The organism is Streptomyces sp. NPDC058470 (assembly GCF_042721055.1).
Taxonomy (GTDB): Bacteria; Actinomycetota; Actinomycetes; order Streptomycetales; family Streptomycetaceae; genus Streptomyces.
Genome location: NZ_JBHXMF010000031.1, coordinates 37986 through 56461 on the forward strand (window position 1 = coordinate 37986; position 18476 = coordinate 56461).

Below are 18476 nucleotides of genomic sequence, written 5' to 3' on the forward strand. Positions count from 1 at the left end.
GAGACGAGAAACACATGGTCGTACGCGGGATCCTGGGACGCCAGCGCCGCGAGCACAGGACGCCGGAACCGCACCCGTCCGGTGCCCGTGCGCCCAAACTCCCCGGTGAGCTCGTGCCGAACCATGTGGCGATCGTCATGGACGGCAACGGACGCTGGGCCAAGGACCGTGGGCTGCCGCGTACCGAGGGGCACAAGGTCGGCGCCGAGCGCGTCCTGGACGTACTGCAGGGCGCGATCGAGGTGGGAGTCGGTGCCATTTCGCTGTACGCCTTCTCCACCGAGAACTGGAAGCGGTCGCCCGACGAGGTGCGCTTCCTGATGAACTTCAACCGCGATTTCATCCGCAAGACCCGCGACCAGCTCGACGAGCTCGGCATCAGGGTCCGCTGGGTGGGCCGGATGCCCAAGTTGTGGAAATCGGTGGCCAAGGAGCTCCAGATCGCCCAGGAGCAGACCAAGGACAACGACCGGCTGACCCTGTACTTCTGCATGAACTACGGCGGTCGCGCCGAGATCGCCGATGCCGCGCAGGCCATGGCGCAGGACATCAAGGCCGGTCGGCTCGACCCGTCGAAGGTCAGCGAGAAGACCTTCGCGAAGTACCTCTACTACCCGGACATGCCGGACGTGGACCTGTTCCTGCGGCCGAGCGGTGAGCAGCGCACCTCCAACTACCTGCTCTGGCAGAGCGCTTACGCCGAGATGGTCTTCCAGAACGTGCTGTGGCCGGACTTCGACCGGCGCGATCTGTGGCGCGCGTGCGTCGAATTCGCCTCCCGCGACCGCCGCTTCGGCGGCGCCGTCCCGAACGAGCAACTGCTGGAGATGGAGCGGGACATGCGGGGCCGCACGGAAGACTGAGGCAGCTGCCACCCGACGACACGACGACACGGCACCCGGCGCTCCCCGCGCCGGGTGCCGCTGTCTGTCGTACGGGCCTACGGGATCAGTGGGTCGTCACCGCCGTGTCGTCGATCACGAAGCTCGTCTGGAGCGAGGAGTCCTCGACACCGGTGAACTTCAGCGTGACGGTGGTGCCGGCGTAGGCGGCCAGGTTGAGGGACTTCGCGACGTATCCGCTGGCCTTGTTCAGGTTGGAGTAGGTGGCCAGCGTCGTCGATCCGGCGGTGACCGTCAGCTTGTCGTACTGGACGCTGGTGGTGGTCTCGGCCGTGTCGATGTGCAGGTAGAAGGTGAACGTGGTGGCCGTGCAGCCGCTCGGGATCGTCACCGACTGGGACAGCGTCTCGGTGTGCGTCGTCCCGTAGCCGTTCAGCCAGGCCTTGTAGGAGCCGGTACGGGCCGCCTGGCCGCTGTCGGTGGTGATGACCCCGCTGGAGGCCGTCCAGATGGTGGCGCCCGACTCGAAGCCGGCGTTGCCGAGCAGCTGCGTCGAGGTGCAGGTGCCGCCGCCGGTCGAGCTGACCGTCCAGGTGAAGGACGCCGTGCCGCTGGCGCCCGTGCTGTCGGTCGCCGTGACCGTGGTGCTGTAGGTGCCCGCCGTGGTCGGGGTGCCGGAGATGGCGCCCGTGGAGCTGATCGACAGGCCGGTCGGCAGGCCGGTCGCCGCGTAGGTCAGCGTCCCGCCGTTCGTGCTGCTGGCCGCGATCTGGAGGCTCACCGCGGTGCCGACGGTGGAGGACTGGCTGCCCGGGTTGGTGACCGAGACGCCCGTGGTCGGCACGGTGATGTGGCTGCCGACGTTGATGCCGGCGAAGGCGTTGCCGACTCCGGCGTACTGGGTGGAGCTGGTGCCGTAGAGCGCCGCGGCGGCGTTCAGTGCGGCGGTGCGGGCCTGGGCGTAGGTGGTGCTGGACGTCATGTACGTCGTCAGCGCCTTGTACCAGATCTGCAGGGCGGCGGCCCGGCCGATGCCCGCGACGGCCACACCGTCGGAGGTCGGGCTGTTGTAGGTGACGCCGTTGATGGTCTTGGAGCCGCTGCCCTCGGAGAGCAGGTAGAACATGTGGTTCGCCGGGCCCGAGGAGTAGTGGACGTCCGAGCTGCCTATGCCGGAGAACCAACTGTCGTAGGAGCCGCCGTCCTTGTCGGGCTCGTCCATGTAACGCAGCGGCGTACCGTCGCCGTTGATGTTGATCTTCTCGCCGATGAGGTAGTCGCCGACGTCGGAGCTGTTGTTGGCGTAGAACTCCACGCCGGTGCCGAAGATGTCGGAGGTCGCCTCGTTCAACCCGCCCGACTCACCGGAGTAGGTGAGGTTCGCGGTGTTGGAGGTGACGCCGTGCGACATCTCGTGCCCGGCCACGTCCAGCGAGGTGAGGGCGTGAGTGCTGCTCGTGCCGTCGCCGTACGTCATGCAGAAGCAGGAGTCGTCCCAGAACGCGTTGACGTACGCGGTGCTGTAGTGGACGCGTGAGTAGGCGGCGACCCCGTCGTTCTTGATGCCGCTGCGGCCGAAGGTGTTCTTGTAGAAGTCCCACGTCATCTGGGCGCCGTAGTGGGCGTCGACACCGGCGGTCTGCGTGTTGGAGCCGGCGCCGGTTCCCCAGACGTCGTCGGCGTCGGTCATCAGGGTGCCGGTGCCGGATGTCGCGTTGTTCAGGCTGTACGTCTTGTGGGTGCCGCGTGTGGTGTCGTTCAGCTGGTACGTCGAACCGGACAGCGTGGTGCCGATGGTGACCGTTCCGCTGTACTGGCTGTTGCCGGTACCGGTCTTGATGCCCTGGTAGCGGTACAGCTCCGCGCCGCTGGTGGCGTCGGTGATGACGTGCAGCTGGCTGGGCGTGCCGTCGTCCTGGAAGCCGCCGATCACCGTCTCCCAGGCGAGCTTCGGGGTACCGCTGCCGGCCCAGATCACCTTGCGGGCGCTGTCGGTGGTGGCCTTCTCGGCGTCCAGTGCCTCGGCGGCGCCGAGCGCCTTGGTCTCGGCGGCCGACTTGCTGAAGGTCGGGGTGGTGGAGGCGACCTTGATGGTCTGCTTGGTGTTGAAGGTGCTGCTCACCGTGCCCGAGGCCTGCGAGGCGGGCGGAGTGTGCACCACGACGTCGCCGCCGAGTACCGGCAGACCGGCCCAGGTGCGCTCGTACCGTGTGTGCAGCGTGCCGTCGTTGTCCTTGGAGACGTCCTTGACGACCAGCTTCTCCTGGGCGCCGAGGCCCAGGGTGCCGGCGGTCTGCGTGGTCTTCTCGGCCGCGCTCTTGATCAGCGCGGTGCGCTGGGCGGGGGTCAGCTCTGCCTCAAGTGCGCTGGTGCGCAGGGGACTTGGGCCGGGGGACGCGGGCTTCGCGGCGGCCGGAACCGTCTGGACTCCGACGGCCAGGAGCGCGGCGGCGGCGACCAGCGCGCCGGCCGTGGTCGCCCTGGAGGAGCGCCGGTTCGCGAGGCGGGCGGATCTGTGGGGGCTGTTGCGTCTCACTCGTACTCCTACTGCGACGGCCGCACTACGGCGGCCGGAGACAGACCCGGGCGGACGGGGGTGTGCGGCCCGGGACGAGCTGAGCAGTGCGCATCCCTCGCGCGGGGCAGGGTGTGACAGACGTGGGGGATGGCTGAAGGAAGAGTGGCACCCCTGATGAGGGCATGTCATTCGAACCCGGTGAGGTCGAGGGTTATCCCTGTGCCCAGCGGGTGAGCATGCCGTTTGATGACCGATCGATGACTCTTCCATGACGCCGGCGGCGGCCGGAAGGACCCGGCCGGCCCGCCGCGTATCCCCCCCGGAAGTCCGGAAGTCCGGAAGTCCGGAAGCCTGGAAGTCCGGAAGCCTGGAAGTCCGGAAGCCTGGAAGTCCGGAGGCCTGGAAGTCCGGAAGACGTCAGAGGTACCTCAGACGCTCTTCGCCCCGCACTCCGCGCAGGTCCCGAAGATCTCGACCGTGTGAGCCACGTTCACGTACCCGTGCTCCGCCGCGATCGCCTCGGCCCAGCTCTCGACGGCCGGGCCCTCGACCTCGACGGCCTTGCCACAGACGCGGCAGACGAGGTGGTGGTGGTGGTCGCCGGTGGAGCAGCGGCGGTAGACGGACTCGCCGTCGGAGGTGCGCAGGACGTCGACCTCGCCGGCGTCGGCGAGGGACTGCAGCGTGCGGTACACGGTGGTCAGCCCGACGGAGTCGCCCTTGTGCTTCAGCATGTCGTGGAGTTCCTGCGCGCTGCGGAACTCGTCCACCTCGTCCAGCGCCGCCGCCACGGCGGTACGTTGCCGGGTGGAACGGCCCCGTACGGGCGATCCAGCGGTTGTCACCGTTGCCTCCTCCACGTCTGCACTTGCCCCGCCATTGTGCCAGTCCGGGCTGTACGAAGTCAGACGCCGACCTTCCCGTCCATCCCGCGGGTGGCCGGAATTGCGCACTCCGCCGGATCCCCGACCGTCTGCGCGGCCGCCAGTGCCCGGGCCCTGCGCCGCGCGAGCGGTGTCGCCAGCGCGGTCAGCACCATGAACGTGCCGATGGTCAGCAGCACGATGGTCGCTCCCGGCGGCACATCCTGGTAGTACGAGGTCACGGTGCCGCCGATCGTCACGCTCACGCCGATGGCCACCGCGATCGCGAAGGTGGCGGCGAAGCTCCGGCTCAGCTGCTGCGCCGCGGCCACCGGGACGACCATCAGGGCGGACACAAGGAGCAGGCCCACGACGCGCATCGCGACCGTCACCGTGACCGCCGCCGTGACGGCCGTGAGCAGGTTGAGGGCGCGCACCGGCAGGCCCGTCACGCGCGCGAACTCCTCGTCCTGGCTGACCGCGAACAGCTGGCGTCGCAGGCCCAGCGTGACCAGTACGACGAAGGCCGCCAGGATGCAGATCGCCGTCACGTCGGACTCCGAGACGGTGGACAGCGAGCCGAAGAGGTACGAGGTGAGGTTGGCGTTCGAGCCGGTCGGCGCGAGGTTGATGAACATCACGCCGCCCGCCATGCCGCCGTAGAAGAGCATGGCGAGGGCGATGTCGCCGCGCGTCTTGCCGTACCAGCGGATCAGTTCCATGAGGACCGCGCCGACCACGGAGACGGCCGTCGCCATCCACACCGGGGACCAGGAGAGCAGGAAGCCGAGGCCGACGCCGGTCATCGCGACGTGGCCGATTCCGTCGCCCATCAGGGCCTGGCGGCGCTGCACGAGGTAGATGCCGACGGCGGGCGCGGTGATGCCGACGAGAACGGCGGCGAGCAGCGCCCGCTGCATGAACGCGTAATCGAGGATGTCCATCAGCTCTTCGATCCCATCGACTGGCTCTTCGGTCCCATCAACTCTTCGTTCCCATCAGCTCAGCAGTCCCGTCCGGATCGGTTCGGCGTCGTGAGCCGCGTGCGGGTGTACGTGGTCGTGCCCGGGCAGTGCGTGCTGGCCGAGTGCGGCCGGGGGCGGGCCGTCGTGCAGGACGCAGCCGTCGCGCAGCACGACCGCGCGGTCGATCAGCGGCTCCAGAGGGCCCAGTTCGTGCAGCACGAGGAGGACGGAGGTGCCCTGGGCCACCTGCTTGCGCAGGGTCGAGGCCAGCACCTCCTGGCTCGCCAGGTCGACGCCCGCCATCGGCTCGTCCATGATCAGCAGCTCGGGCTCGGAGGCCAGGGCGCGGGCGATCAGGACCCGCTGGTGCTGGCCGCCGGACAGTGCGTTCACGGAGTCCTTGGCGCGGTCCGCCAGGCCGACGAGCGCGATGGCCTTCTGTACGGCCTCGTGGTCGGCCTTGCGCAGCACACCGAAGCGGGCGCGGGACAGCCGTCCGGAGGCGACGATCTCGGTCACCGTCGCTGGTACGCCGCCCGCGGCCGTGGTGCGCTGCGGTACGTAGCCCACGCGCGCCCAGTCGCCGAAGCGGCGGCGCGGGGTGCCGAAGATCTCGATCTCGCCGCCGCTGACGGGGACTTGGCCGATGATGCTGCGTACGGCGGTGGACTTGCCGGAGCCGTTGGCGCCGAGCAGGGCGACGACCTCGCCGTGGTTCACGGTGAGGTCGATACCGCGCAGGACGGGGCGTGAGCCGAGTTCCGCGGTCACTCCGCGCAGGGATATGACGGGCCCGCTCTTCATTCCGCCGTCCTCCGTGTTCGTTCCGTCACTTCGTGGTGCGTGTGGGGCGTGCTGTCACTGGGCACTTTCTGTCATTTCGCGCCCAGGGCCGTCTCCAGCGCCTTCAGGTTCGACTCCATGACCTGGAGGTAGTCGTCGCCCTTGGACTTGTCGGTGATGCCCTCGATCGGGTCGAGGACGTCGGTCTTCAGGCCCGCGTCGCCGGCGATGGTCTTGGCGGTCTTGTCGCTGACGAGGGTCTCGTAGAACACCGTCGTGACGCCGTCCGCCTTGGCCATGGTCTCAAGGTCCTTGACGCGGTTCGCGCTGGGCTCCGATTCCGGGTCCAGGCCGTTGATGGCCTCCTCGGTGAGGCCGTAGCGCTCGGCGAGGTAGCCGAAGGCCGCGTGGGTGGTGATGAAGACCTTGCTCTTGGTGTTCTTGAGCCCGTCCTCGTACTGGGTGTTGAGCGCGTCGAGCTTCTTCACCAGCGCGGCGGTGTTGCTCTTGTATTCCGCGGCGTTGTCCGGGTCCTCCTTCTCGAAGGCCTTGCCCACGCCCTCGGCGACCTCGGCGTACTTCACCGGGTCCAGCCAGATGTGCGGGTCGGTGGCACCGGTCTCCTCGCCCTCGGTGTCGTCGTGCTCGGCCGCGTGGCCGCCGACCTCGTTGCCGTGCTTCTCCAGGGTGGTCAGCGTCGCGGCGTCGATCTTGGTCTTGACCTCGGACTGTGCCACGGCGTCGTCGACGGCCGGCTGGAGGTTCTTCAGGTAGAGGACGGCGTCGGCCTCCTGCAGCTGCGCGGTCTGCTTGGCGCTGATCTCCAGGTCGTGCGGCTCCTGACCGGGCTCGGTCAGGTCCGTGACACTCACGTGGTTCCCGCCGATCTCCTCGGCGAGATACTGCAGGGGGTAGAACGACGCCACGACGTCGAGCTTCCCGCTGCTGTTGTTGTCGGCGGCGGACGAGTCCGAGCAGGCGGAGAGGGTGCCGAGACCGAGGAATGTGGCCGCGGTCACAGCGGTCCCGGATATGAGGCGTCGTCGTACGTTCATGACAGTCATTTTCAACAAATGTGGAAACGATTGTCAACAAGGGTTGGGTCACCCAACCGATTTGATACCGGGGTGGGCAGCGCCGGTAACCTGAAGCATTCGTGCCGTCCGTTCGTAATGAAGAGAGCACCGTGGCCGCCGACAAGATCGACACCATCGTCAGCCTGAGCAAGCGCCGTGGCTTCGTCTACCCCTGTAGTGAGATCTACGGTGGGCAGAAGGCCGCCTGGGACTACGGCCCGCTCGGCGTCGAGCTCAAGGAGAACCTCAAGCGCCAGTGGTGGCGTTACATGGTCACCTCCCGTGAGGACGTCGTCGGTATCGACTCGTCCGTGATCCTGGCAACCGAGGTCTGGGTCGCCTCCGGCCACGTCGCCACGTTCACCGACCCCCTTACCGAGTGCACCTCCTGCCACAAGCGCTACCGCGCCGACCACCTGGAGGAGGCCTACGAGGCGAAGCACAAGCGCCTCCCGGAGAACGGCCTCGCGGACGTCAACTGCCCCAACTGCGGTAACAAGGGCCAGTTCACCGAGCCCAAGCAGTTCTCCGGCCTGCTCTCCACCCACCTCGGCGTGACGCAGGACAGCGGCTCCGTCGCCTATCTGCGCCCCGAGACCGCGCAGGGCATCTTCACCAACTTCGCCCAGGTGCAGCAGACTTCGCGCCGTAAGCCGCCGTTCGGCATCGCGCAGATGGGCAAGTCCTTCCGCAACGAGATCACGCCCGGCAACTTCATCTTCCGCACCCGCGAGTTCGAGCAGATGGAGATGGAGTTCTTCGTCAAGCCGGGCGAGGACGAGAAGTGGCAGGAGTACTGGATGCAGGAGCGCTGGAACTGGTACACCGGCCTCGGTATGCGCGAGGAGAACATGCGCTGGTTCGAGCACCCGGCCGAGAAGCTCTCCCACTACTCCAAGCGCACCGCCGACATCGAGTACCGCTTCCAGTTCGGCGGCAACGAATGGGGTGAACTGGAGGGCGTCGCCAACCGCACCGACTACGACCTGAACGCGCACTCCAAGGCCTCCGGCCAGGACCTCTCCTACTTCGACCAGGAAGCCGGCGAGCGCTGGACCCCGTACGTCATCGAGCCCGCCGCCGGTGTCGGCCGCTCGATGCTCGCCTTCCTCCTCGACGCCTACATCGAGGACGAGGCCCCGAACGCCAAGGGCAAGATGGAGAAGCGCACGGTGCTGCGCCTCGACCCGCGCCTGGCGCCCGTCAAGGTCGCGGTCCTCCCGCTGTCCCGCAACCCGGAGCTCTCCCCGAAGGCCAAGGGCCTCGCCACCGCGCTCCGGCAGAACTGGAACATCGACTTCGACGACGCCGGCGCCATCGGCCGCCGTTACCGCCGCCAGGACGAGATCGGCACCCCGTTCTGCGTCACGGTCGACTTCGACACGCTCGACGACAACGCCGTGACCGTGCGCGAGCGCGACACGATGAAGCAGGAGCGTGTGTCGCTCGACCAGATCGAGGGCTACCTCGCCACCCGGCTGATCGGCTGCTGAGTCGGGTCGTGGACAACATCACTGGTGCCGGGCCCCGGATCGACGGGGGCCCGGCACCAGTGTTTCAACCGGTCCCGCGGGGGCTTCTCAACGGCCTTGCAGCGCCTTGACGTTGTCGCCGAACGTCCAGTTCTTCGAGCCGTCCCAGTTGATGGACCAGGTCATCAGGCCCTTGAGTGAGGTGCCGTAGGTGCGCCATGCCTGGGAGACGAGGCTCGGGGTCATATAGCCGCCGCCGGCGCCGGACTGGGCCGGGAGGCCGGGGACCTGCTTGTCGTACGGCACCTTGATGGTGGTGCCCTGGACGACAAGTCCCTTGTTCAGGCAGTCGGTCTGGGCGGTGAAGCCCTGGACGGTGCCCGCGGAGTACGAGTCGGCGGAGCAGCCGTACATGCTGCCGTTGTAGTACTGCATGTTCAGCCACCACAGGCGTCCGTTGTCCGCGTACTTCTTCACGATCGGCAGGTACGAGCCCCAGATCGAGCCGTACGCGACGCTGCCGCCGGTGACGTAAGCGGTCTCCGGGGCCATGGTGAGCCCGAAGTTCGACGGCATCTGGGCCAGTACCCCGTCGATGATGCGGATCAGGTTGGCCTGTGAGGCGGAGAGCGTGTTGATGTTGCCGCTGCCGACCAGGCCGGTCTCGATGTCGATGTCGATACCGTCGAAGTTGTACTGCTTGAGGATCGGGACGATCGTCGCGACGAACTTGTCGGCCACGGTCGCGGAACTGAGGTCGATCCCGGCCGCGGCCCCGCCGATGGACAGCAGGATCGTCTGCCCCGACGCCTTCGCCGCGCACATCTCGGCGGGCGTCGCGACCTTCACACCCGTGTCCATCCCGTCCGCCCACAGCGCCGTCCCGTCGGAACGGATCACCGGGAACGCCGCGTTGATCACGTTGTAACCGTGCTGCGCGATACGGGAGTCGGTGATCGGGGTCCAGCCGAAGGGCGGGTGGACGCCGTTGGAGGAGCCGTCCCAGTTCTCCCAGTAGCCCTGGAGCACCTTGCCTGAAGGGCGGGACTTCACGGCGCAGGTATCGGCAGCGGATGCGTTCGGCGCGATGGCGATCGACAGTGGGGTGAGTACCACTGTCGCCAGCGCGACGGCGAGCAGACGCAGCTTCCGACGGATCATGCGAGGCCTCCCGGTGGGGGGTGCGGTGAGGTGTCGTAGGCATGACAGTGCTCTTGGTCCAGACCAGTCGTCAAGAGGTCTGGACCAAATGCGATGGCGGATGGCGACCGGCCTCGGGCCTGTCGCGGCCGGCGAGTGACAGATGACAGATATTGAAATCTGTTATCTGTCATGCCATGGTGGATGTACGACACCCCTCCGAGCGCGTTCCCGCCCGGAGAACCCCCAAGGAGCCCTCATGCAAACCCGTCCCCTCGGATCCACCGGCCCCCAGGTCTCCGCCCTCGGCCTCGGCTGTATGGGCATGTCCGCGTTGTACGGCGACGCGGACCGGGCCGAGTCCATCGCGACCATCCACGCCGCGCTCGAAGCGGGCGTGACCCTGCTCGACACCGGTGACTTCTACGCCATGGGTCACAACGAGCTGCTGATCGGCGAGGCCTTGCGCAGTGCGCCGGCCGCTCGTCGGGAGCAGGCGCTGACGAGCGTCAAGTTCGGCGCGCTGCGCGACCCGGACGGCGTCTGGGCGGGGTACGACGGCCGCCCGGCGGCCGTGAAGAACTTCGCCGCCTACTCGCTGCGGCGGCTCGGCGTCGACCACATCGACGTGTACCGGATCGCCCGGGCCGACACCGATGTGCCGATCGAGGAGACGGTGGGCGCGATCGCGGAGCTGGTGGAGGCCGGACACGTACGGCACATCGGGCTGAGCGAGGTGGGCGCCGGGACGATCCGCCGGGCCGCCGCCACCGCCCCCATCTCGGACCTTCAGATCGAGTACTCGCTCATCTCGCGCGGCATCGAGGACGAGGTGCTGCCGACCACCCGGGAGCTGGGCATCGGCATCACCGCGTACGGCGTGCTGTCGCGCGGGCTGATCTCCGGACACTTCACGCGGGACCGGCAGCTGGCCGCGAACGACTTCCGCGGGATGAGCCCGCGTTTCCAGGGCGACAACCTCCAGCACAACCTCGACCTGGTCGACGCGCTGCGGAAGGTCGCCGAGCAGAAGGGCGTCAGCGTCGCGCAGATCGCGATCGCCTGGGTGCTCTCGCGCGGCGAGGACATCGTGCCGCTGGTGGGCGCCCGGCGCCGCGACCGGCTGACGGAGGCGCTGGGCGCGCTGGACGTGACGCTCGGCGCCGACGACCTCGCCGCCATCGAGGAGGCCGTGCCGGACGGCGCCGCCGCGGGCGACCGTTACCCGCAGGCGCAGATGGCGCACCTCGGCACGGAGCGCTGACGGTACCGGCAGGTACCGTCCTCGTCATGGCACCGAGCACCGAAGCACTGACCGCCGAGCGCATCCTCGAAGCGACCGAGGAGGTGCTGCGCCGCCACGGGCCCGCCAAGGCCACCGTGGTGGACGTGGCCCGCGCGCTCGGCGTCAGTCACGGCAGCGTCTACCGCCACTTCGCCACGAAGGCGGCGCTGCGGGAGGCGGTCACGAAGCGCTGGCTTGACCGTACGTCGGAGTCCCTCGCGAGCATCGTCGCCGAGGACCGCGACCCCGAGTCCCGCCTGCGTGACTGGTTCACGGCGCTCTTCGCCGCCAAGCGCCGCAAGGCGGGCGACGACCCCCAACTCTTCGCCACCTACATGGTGTTGCTGACCGGCGAGAACAGCGGGGTCGTCGACCGGCACGTCGCCGACCTCACCGGCCAGCTCGTCGAGATCGTCGAGGACGGCGTGCGGCGTGGTGTCTTCGCGTCCGACGCCCCGGACGTCACGGCCCGCGCCCTCTTCGACGCCACGAACCGTTTCCACGACCCCGGCTACTCCCGGGAGTGGGAACAGCCCGGTATCGACGGGGAGTTCGAGGCGCTCGTGGACCTGGTCGTACGAGGAGTGCGAGCCTGACCGGGAGCCCCTGCTCGCGGCACCGGCCACGGGGTTCTCGCCGCGCGCCAGGCTGTTACGGAGGCCACGGGCGGTGTCGGTGGAGCCGCCCACCGCCCCGGCGCAGTGAGGCACCCGGGCCGGTAGGTAACCGACGGACCGGCTACCGCTCCGTCGGGTCCACCGTCGCCTGGTGCGCCTCCGCCAGGTGTTCCTCGGCCTTCAGCCAGGGCAGGAACTGCGCCGCCTTGCGCCACCCGCACGTGTCACATTTGATCGTGCGCTGTACGCCCGCCCGCTGAACGTGCACGACGTGCTCGCGGCCGTGCTGGTCCCAGCGGCTTACCTTGCTCGTGTTGATCTGCAGCATGCCACCTCCTGGTGATACCGCGTGATGCCGCGTATACCGCATTCCCTTGCGCAGCAAGGAGTGTGCAGCAAGGCGAAGATCAACGGGGATTCTTTGCCGGTGAGTTGGCGGCGCGGTCGTCCATCGCCACGATCCGCCGCATCAAGGTGATGAGAGTCTCACGTTCGGTGTCCGACAGGCCGTCCAGGAAGTCGGTCTGCGAATGATCGGCCACCTTCTTGAGGTCCTTCAGTCGTTTCTCGCCCGCCGCCGTGAGGGCGACGCGCTGGCGGCGGCGGTCCCCGGGATCGCGGTCGCGGCGTACGAGGTCCTGTTGCTCGACCTCGTCGAGATAGCCCACGAGGTGGCTGCGATTGAGGCCGAGGCGGTCGGCGAGTTCGTGCTGGGCGAGGGGGCCGAAGTCGCCGAGGCCCGCGAGGATCGCGAAGTGAGGGAGGCGTAGGCCGTGTTCCTTGAGGGCCTCGACCAGGGCGCGGTGGCCGATCCGGGCCACGTGGCCCGCCAGGTAGGAGGGCAGGGCCAGCAGGGTCGGGGGGCGCAGGGCCGACGAGTCCGGGGTGTGCAGGGTCCCGTCAGGCCTGTCGGTGGGGGCGTCGTCGCGGGTCGCTGCCATGCCGCAACCCTACCCTCGACGTAATAGTGTCGGCATGTAATGATTACGTCGCGATGTGATCCCGAGTTGCACCGCGACGTGATCCCGACGGTCGAACACCTCAGTCGACACCCTCGACACCCTCGACACCCTCGATATCAGCGACCCCCTTAAGGACCGCCATGCCCGACTACGGCCACGACCTCCTCTTCGGCGCGGTGCTCACCCCCGACGCCGAACAGCCGCACACCGTCATCGAGTTGGCCCGGCTCGCCGACCGCTCGGGGCTCGATCTCGTCAGCGTCGCCGATCACCCGTACCGGCCGGACTTCCTGGACGCCTGGACCCTGCTGTCCGTCATCGCGGCGCGTACCGAGCGGGTGCGGGTCTTCCCGAACGTGGCCAACCTGCCGCTGCGGCCGCCGGCCGGGCTGGCGCGGGCCGCGGCGAGTCTCGACGTACTCAGTGGCGGGCGGGTGGAGTTGGGGCTCGGAGCCGGTGGGTACTGGGATGCCATCGCCAGTGAGGGGCAGTCGCGGCGCACGCCCGGGGAGGCCGTCGAGGCGTTGGGCGAGGCGATCGACGTCATCCGGGCGCTGTGGTCGACGGATGCGGGAAGCAAGGGAGTCGACGGCAGGCACTACCGGCTCGACGGGGCCCGGCCAGGGCCTGCGGCCGCTCACCCGATCGGGATCTGGGTCGGCGCCCTGGGCCCGCGGATGCTGCGGCTCATCGGGCGCGCCGCCGACGGCTGGCTGCCCAGTGCCACCCGGCTGCCGCCCGCCGAACTCGCCGCGGGGCAGCGGATCGTGGACGAGGCGGCGGCCGCCGCGGGACGCGACCCACGGTCGGTGCGCCGTCTCCTCAACCTGCCCGGCCCCGGTGTCGCGGCTGTCGGGTACGAGCTCCCCGGTCCCGCCCCGGCGGGGCAGCTCGCCGAGCGGCTCGCCGAACTCACCCTCACCCAAGGAGTGAGCGCCTATCTCCTCGCCTCCGACGACGCCCCGACCCTCGAACGGTTCGCCCATGAAGTCGCCCCTGCTGTACGGGAGTTGGTGGCCAAGGAGCGGGCCGTCAGCTGATCGTGCGGGGCAGCCGCAGGCTCAGGCCCGTCGTCAGGATTCCGAGCGCCAGCTGGACCAGCAGCGTGGTCACCAGCGCGTCCTGCATCCCGTGGCCCGGGACGAGGGACAGGAAGAGGGAGCCCAGGGTGGCCACGCCGAGGGCGAGGGCGGACTGCTGGGTGGTGATCATGACGCCGCTGCCCACGCCGCCGCGAGCGGGCGGGACCTCGGAGAGGATGATCCGGAAGAGAACGGGGAGTTGGAGGGCCTGGCCCGCGCCCGCCACCGCCGCGCCCGGCGCCAGCTCCCAGATGCCCAGGTCCGGCCAGGACCGCGAGGCGGCCAGCGCCATGAGGGCCAGGCCCACCGTCTGGATCAGTCCGCCGGCGGTGACGACCCGGGTGCCGTAACGCGCGATCAGCCGCGGACCGCACAGCGAGACGACGAAGAACGCCGCCGCCATCGGCGCGAGGGCAAGACCCGCCTGGACCGGACCGAGCCCCGCACCCTCCTGCAGGGCCACCGCGATCACGAACATGAACCCGCTGAAGCCGATCGAGAACGGCACGATCATCACCAGGCCGCGGCGCAACGACAGCAGCGCGAAAAGGCTCGGCGGCACCAGCGGCGTACGGCCCTTGCGGTCCTCCCGGCGCTCGACGAAGTAGAACGCCGCCGCCGCGACCGGGAACAGCGCGAGCGACAGCCAGGTCCACAGCGGCCACCCCGCCGCCCTGCCCTCGGTCAGCGGGGCCAGCAGCGCGAGCAGCGCCACGGCGAGCAGGACAGTGCCGGGGCCGTCGATCGGCTCCGGGTGCTGCGAGCGCGTCTCGGGGACCGCCCGAGTGGCCAGCACCAGACCGAGGATCACCACGGGCACGTTGACGAGGAACACCGCGCGCCAGCCGGTGCCCGCGATGTCGGCGGCGATGAGTACGCCGCCGAGGATCTGCCCGGCCACCATGGAGAGCCCGGCCGTCGCGCCGTACAGGCTCATCGCCTTGGCGCGGCGCGGGCCGGCGGTCGCCGACTGGATGGTGGCGAGCACCTGCGGCAGCATCGCCGCGGACGCCGCGCCCTGCGCGACCCGTGCGGCCACCAGCGTCCAGGCGCTGGGTGCGAGCCCGCACGCCAGCGAGGTCAGGCCGAAGGCCGCCATGCCGACGAGAAAGAGCCGACGCCGGCCGAAGAGGTCGCCGAGCCTGCCGCCGAGGACGAGGAGGACGGCGTACGAGACTCCGTACCCGGCGATGACGAGTTCGAGGACGGACGCACTCGCGTGCAGGTCCTGTCCCATGGTCGGCAGTGCGACGTTCACAATGAAGAAGTCGATCAACGGCAGGGCCGCGCCGATCAGCACGGTGAAGAGTCCGAGGCCGCCGAGCACGGGTGGAGAGACGGGGGATCGGACGGGGGTGGTGAGGGTTCCGGTTTCGGTCACGTGCTCCAGCCTGCCCTCGGCCCGAGGCTGGTACCAGAGTTTACTTATCCTGGTAGAGGCAGTACCTGGCAACAGGGTAAGACGTGCGGCAGGCTAGGAGCATGACAACGATGGCACAGGACTATTCGGGGGCGGCGGCCAGGCGGCACGGTGGTCGCGAGGCGGAGATCCGGCGGACCGAACTGGCTGCCTTCCTGCGCCACCGTCGCGAGCACGTCACCCCCGAACAGGTCGGTCTGCCCCGGGGCGCGCGCCGGCGCACCCCCGGCCTGCGCCGCGAGGAGGTCGCGCAGCTCGCCGCCGTCGGGGTCACCTGGTACACGTGGCTGGAACAGGCCCGCGACATCCATGTCTCCGTGCAGGTGCTCGACGCACTCGCCCGCGCCCTGATGCTCGACCAGAGCGAGCGCGTCCACCTCTTCCAGCTGGCCGGAGCCGTCGACCCGGCGCCCCCCACGACGTGCCCGACGGTGTCCCCGGCCCTGCGGGCCATCCTGGAGCAGCTGGAGCCGATGCCGGCCTGCGTCCAGAACAGCCGGTACGACATCCTCGCGTACAACCGCACGTACAGCCTGCTGCTCTGCGACCTCGACGCCGTACCGCGCGAGGACCGGAACTGCATGGTCCTTGCCTACACGCACGAGGAGTGGCGCTCCTCGATCGTGCATCTGGACGAGACCACCCGGCTCATGGCGGCCAAGTTCCGCGCCTCGATGGCCGGGCATCTCGCCTCGCCTGCCTGGAAGACGCTCCTCAAGCGGCTGCGGGCGGAGTCGCCGGACTTCTGCGAGGCCTGGGACCGCCACGAGGTGGTCGGTGTGGGCACCAAGCGCAAGGAGTTCCGCAACGCGTACGTCGGTCGGATCACCGTCGACCACACCGACCTGTGGCTCGGTCCGGACGTGGGGCCGCGCCTGGTGACGTATGTGCCCGCCGACGCCGAGTCGCGCGAGCGGCTGGAGAAGCTGCACGCGATCGCGGGGGAGCGCGGGGTGGTCATGGCCTGAGCCGCATTGGCTCGGGCTTCGTACGCCCGTGGCTCTCGGGACCGGGTTCGTCCCCGAGCCGGCGGTGTCCGGGTGATGTCCGGTGATGTCGTGCCCGGCTTCCAAGCGTGGAGCACGGCGAGGGCGGCCGGGGTCACGGCGGTCCGGGCCGACCGGTCGCGGTGCGGTGGTCTACCGGGAGATCACTTCCAGGAGGGCCTGGCCGGATCCCGCCCCGTATTCGGCGTCGAACGAATCGCGGCCGAGCTCCTCCACCAGCCGTGCACGGAGGGTCTGGTGCTCCTGGGCGTCATCCGGGTCCAGCTGATGCCCGAGCCTTCGCAGTTCGCTGTCGACCGCTGCCAGGTACCGGGTCGCACGGCGGTGGTCGCCGTCGGCGGCCGCGATGACCGCTGTGCTCAGAGCCACCTGCGGGTACACGTCCGTCATCTCGCCCTCCACCACCTCGCGGCGGGCCGCGGAGAACAGCTCACGGGCCTTCTGGACCTCGCCCGCGTGCAGTTCCAGATACGCCAGGTTGTGCCGTTCGTTCGCGACGCTTCTGCGCTCGCCCAGGGACTCGTTGAGAGCGATGCTCTCCGCGAGCAGGCGGCGAGCGGCCGGCACGTCACCGGCCATGCGTGCGGTGCCCGCCAGGATGTGCAGGGGGGTCCGCTCCAGGCGGCGGTCGCTGGTCCGCCGTGCGAGCTCCCGTGCCTCCTCGGCCAGACGTCGGGCCTCGGGCAGGTCGCCGCCCACGATGGCGACACGTGCCAGACAGCCCACCGCTTCCACCTCGGCGGCGACGTCACCGGCAGCCTGGGCGCGGGTGATCTCTGCCTCGCTCAGGCGCTGCACCACGTCGATCTCGCGGCGGCGAAAGGCTTCGACGGCCTCTTCGTAGAAGGTCATACCGGAAGAGGTTAGCCAGCGCGGGTCAGCCGGCCCGGGTCAGCCGGCCCGGGCGCGGACGGGGTCGCGGTGTCAGGCCCCCACACCCGTCGAGTTCCGTGTCCGCACGGGTTCCGGCTGCAGCCGGAACGCCGTCCGCTCGGCCGTCTTCCGTGCCCAGGCTCCGCTGGTCAGGGCGCCCAGGACGAGCACCGCGAGGCCGCATCCGGCGATGATCCACCAGGCGGGGCCGGCGGCCGCCATGAAGGTGTCCTTGTACGCCGTCGTGCTCACCCCGGAGGCCAGCACCGCGCCGATCACCGCGACGCCGAGCGTGCCGCCGATCTGGCGGCTGGTGGAGGCGACGGCGGAGGCGACGCCGGCTTGCGAGCGGGGCATGCCGGAGACGGCGGTGTTGGTGATGGGCGCGTTCACGAAGCCGAAGCCGAGGCCGAAGAGGACGTAGCCGATGATCAGCGTGGTGTTCGAGGTCTTGCCCTCGGACGCGGCGAACAGCACCCCGCTCGCCGTCATCGCGACCCCGGCGATCAGGAGGGGCACACGGGGGCCGCGGCTGCCGACCAGCCGGCCCGACAGCGGTGCGCAGACGAAGCACATGACTGCCATCGGCAGCATCCACAGGCCCGCGTGCAGCGCGTCGAGGCCGCGTACGTTCTGCAGGTAGAGCGTCGAGAGGAACAGGAAGCCGCTGAGCGCCGCGAATCCGCAGACGGCGATGACGGTGGCCCCGCTGAACGGCGCGGAGCGGAAGAAGCGCAGGTCGATGAGGGGTTCGTCGCGCCGGTGCTCGTAGCGGAGGAGGCCGATCAGTGAGGCGACGGCGACCGCGCCGAAGGCCACGATCTTGACGGCGCCCGAGGTGGGCGCCTCGATGATCGCGTAGGTGAGGGAGCCGAGGAGCGCGATGACGAGGATCTGGCCGACCGGGTCGGGGCGGCGGGCCCTGGGAGCGCGGGACTCGGGGACGTAGTGCAGGGTGAGCAGGAGCGCGGTCAGGCCCACCGGGAGGTTGATCCAGAAGATCGAACGCCAGCCGACCGAGTCGACGAGCAGCCCGCCGACCAGGGGCCCGAGGGCCATCGATATGCCGACCACGCTGCCCCACGCACCGATCGCCCGGGCGCGCTCGCGCGGGTCCGTGAACGTGTTGGTGATGATCGACATCGCGACCGGGTTCAGCATCGAACCGCCGACCGCCTGCACCATGCGGAACGCGACGAGTGTTTCGAGGGTCGGGGCGAGCGAGCACAGGAGCGAGCCGAGCGTGAAGATGACCAGGCCCGCGATGAACACCTTCCGGCGGCCGATGCGGTCGGCTGTCGAGCCCGCCAGCATCAGCAGCGAGGCGAGGACCAGTGTGTACGCGTCGATCGTCCACTGCAGGCCTGCAAGGCTCGCGTGCAGTTCCTTCTGCATGGAGGGCAGGGCGACGTTCAGAACCGTGTTGTCGAGGCTCACGATCAGGAGGCTCATGCAGCAGATCGCGAGCACCAGCATGCGGTGGCGGGGGCTCAGCTCGGGCATTCCACCATCGTACGACTGTTTCGATAGTGCGTCTAACTAACGACTGTCGCCGTAGTCGCCGACGTACG

Annotated in this window: 17 protein-coding genes; 6 read left to right on the forward strand and 11 right to left on the reverse strand. The window is 69.4% G+C overall.

Annotation, left to right across the window (positions count from 1 at the left end; genetic code table 11):
- Positions 1-14 precede the first annotated feature (14 nt).
- Positions 15-863: an isoprenyl transferase gene (locus ACFWP7_RS22900; protein WP_384383801.1), complete on the forward strand. Its 849-nt coding sequence runs from the start codon at positions 15-17 to the stop codon at positions 861-863.
- 85 nt (positions 864-948) lie between these two features.
- On the opposite strand, the gene ACFWP7_RS22905 is transcribed toward ACFWP7_RS22900, so the two are convergent.
- The 5 genes from ACFWP7_RS22905 to ACFWP7_RS22925 all read right to left on the reverse strand — a co-directional run bounded on the left by ACFWP7_RS22905 (position 949) and on the right by ACFWP7_RS22925 (position 7026).
- Complete coding sequence (locus tag ACFWP7_RS22905) at positions 949-3303, reverse strand: M4 family metallopeptidase (protein ID WP_384383972.1); 2355 nt, start codon at positions 3301-3303, stop codon at positions 949-951.
- 485 nt (positions 3304-3788) lie between these two features.
- Positions 3789-4205, reverse strand: a complete 417-nt coding sequence (locus ACFWP7_RS22910; RefSeq protein ID WP_384383803.1) for a Fur family transcriptional regulator — start codon at positions 4203-4205, stop codon at positions 3789-3791.
- A gap of 59 nt (positions 4206-4264) precedes the next feature.
- Complete coding sequence (locus tag ACFWP7_RS22915) at positions 4265-5167, reverse strand: metal ABC transporter permease (protein ID WP_384383806.1); 903 nt, start codon at positions 5165-5167, stop codon at positions 4265-4267.
- 54 nt (positions 5168-5221) lie between these two features.
- Positions 5222-5992, reverse strand: a complete 771-nt coding sequence (locus ACFWP7_RS22920) for a metal ABC transporter ATP-binding protein (protein ID WP_384383808.1) — start codon at positions 5990-5992, stop codon at positions 5222-5224.
- Positions 5993-6063: 71 nt separating this feature from the next.
- Positions 6064-7026: a metal ABC transporter substrate-binding protein gene (locus tag ACFWP7_RS22925; RefSeq protein WP_384383811.1), complete on the reverse strand. Its 963-nt coding sequence runs from the start codon at positions 7024-7026 to the stop codon at positions 6064-6066.
- Between the two features lie 131 nt (positions 7027-7157).
- On the opposite strand from ACFWP7_RS22925, the gene ACFWP7_RS22930 reads away from it, so the two are divergent.
- Positions 7158-8540 (forward strand): glycine--tRNA ligase, encoded by a 1383-nt coding sequence (locus ACFWP7_RS22930; RefSeq protein WP_384383813.1) that lies wholly within the window; start codon positions 7158-7160, stop codon positions 8538-8540.
- Positions 8541-8627: 87 nt separating this feature from the next.
- Here the strand turns inward: ACFWP7_RS22930 and ACFWP7_RS22935 are convergent, their stop codons facing one another.
- Positions 8628-9680: a chitinase gene (locus ACFWP7_RS22935; protein ID WP_384383816.1), complete on the reverse strand. Its 1053-nt coding sequence runs from the start codon at positions 9678-9680 to the stop codon at positions 8628-8630.
- A gap of 238 nt (positions 9681-9918) precedes the next feature.
- On the opposite strand from ACFWP7_RS22935, the gene ACFWP7_RS22940 reads away from it, so the two are divergent.
- Positions 9919-10923 (forward strand): aldo/keto reductase, encoded by a 1005-nt coding sequence (locus ACFWP7_RS22940; protein WP_384383818.1) that lies wholly within the window; start codon positions 9919-9921, stop codon positions 10921-10923.
- A 26-nt stretch (positions 10924-10949) separates the two neighbouring features.
- Positions 10950-11540 (forward strand): TetR family transcriptional regulator, encoded by a 591-nt coding sequence (locus ACFWP7_RS22945; RefSeq protein WP_384383820.1) that lies wholly within the window; start codon positions 10950-10952, stop codon positions 11538-11540.
- Positions 11541-11682: 142 nt separating this feature from the next.
- On the opposite strand, the gene ACFWP7_RS22950 is transcribed toward ACFWP7_RS22945, so the two are convergent.
- Together ACFWP7_RS22950 and ACFWP7_RS22955 are read right to left on the reverse strand one after the other, a co-directional pair.
- Entirely contained in the window at positions 11683-11889 is a 207-nt protein-coding gene (locus tag ACFWP7_RS22950) for a hypothetical protein (protein WP_384383823.1), read from the reverse strand.
- 79 nt (positions 11890-11968) lie between these two features.
- The gene (locus ACFWP7_RS22955; protein WP_384383825.1) at positions 11969-12502 is read right to left on the reverse strand and encodes a MarR family winged helix-turn-helix transcriptional regulator; all 534 of its coding nucleotides are present in this window, start codon (positions 12500-12502) and stop codon (positions 11969-11971) included.
- Positions 12503-12663: 161 nt separating this feature from the next.
- Between ACFWP7_RS22955 and ACFWP7_RS22960 the strand changes: the two genes are divergently transcribed.
- Positions 12664-13563 (forward strand): LLM class flavin-dependent oxidoreductase, encoded by a 900-nt coding sequence (locus ACFWP7_RS22960; protein WP_384383827.1) that lies wholly within the window; start codon positions 12664-12666, stop codon positions 13561-13563.
- Here ACFWP7_RS22960 and ACFWP7_RS22965 read toward each other — a convergent pair.
- On the reverse strand, positions 13556-14986 hold the full coding sequence (locus tag ACFWP7_RS22965; protein ID WP_384383830.1) for an MFS transporter: 1431 nt from the start codon (positions 14984-14986) through the stop codon (positions 13556-13558). The genes ACFWP7_RS22960 and ACFWP7_RS22965 overlap by 8 nt on opposite strands.
- A gap of 101 nt (positions 14987-15087) precedes the next feature.
- Between ACFWP7_RS22965 and ACFWP7_RS22970 the strand changes: the two genes are divergently transcribed.
- Positions 15088-15993 carry a helix-turn-helix transcriptional regulator gene (locus ACFWP7_RS22970; protein ID WP_384383833.1) on the forward strand — a complete coding sequence of 302 codons (906 nt, stop codon included), beginning with the start codon at positions 15088-15090 and terminating at the stop codon, positions 15991-15993.
- A 171-nt stretch (positions 15994-16164) separates the two neighbouring features.
- Here ACFWP7_RS22970 and ACFWP7_RS22975 read toward each other — a convergent pair whose 3' ends face one another.
- Together ACFWP7_RS22975 and ACFWP7_RS22980 are read right to left on the reverse strand one after the other, a co-directional pair.
- A complete protein-coding gene (locus tag ACFWP7_RS22975) occupies positions 16165-16884 on the reverse strand; it encodes a tetratricopeptide repeat protein (protein WP_384383835.1) in 720 nt (239 codons plus the stop codon).
- A 72-nt stretch (positions 16885-16956) separates the two neighbouring features.
- Positions 16957-18408, reverse strand: coding sequence for an MFS transporter (locus ACFWP7_RS22980; protein ID WP_384383838.1), 1452 nt, complete (start codon positions 18406-18408; stop codon positions 16957-16959).
- Positions 18409-18476: the final 68 nt, after the last annotated feature.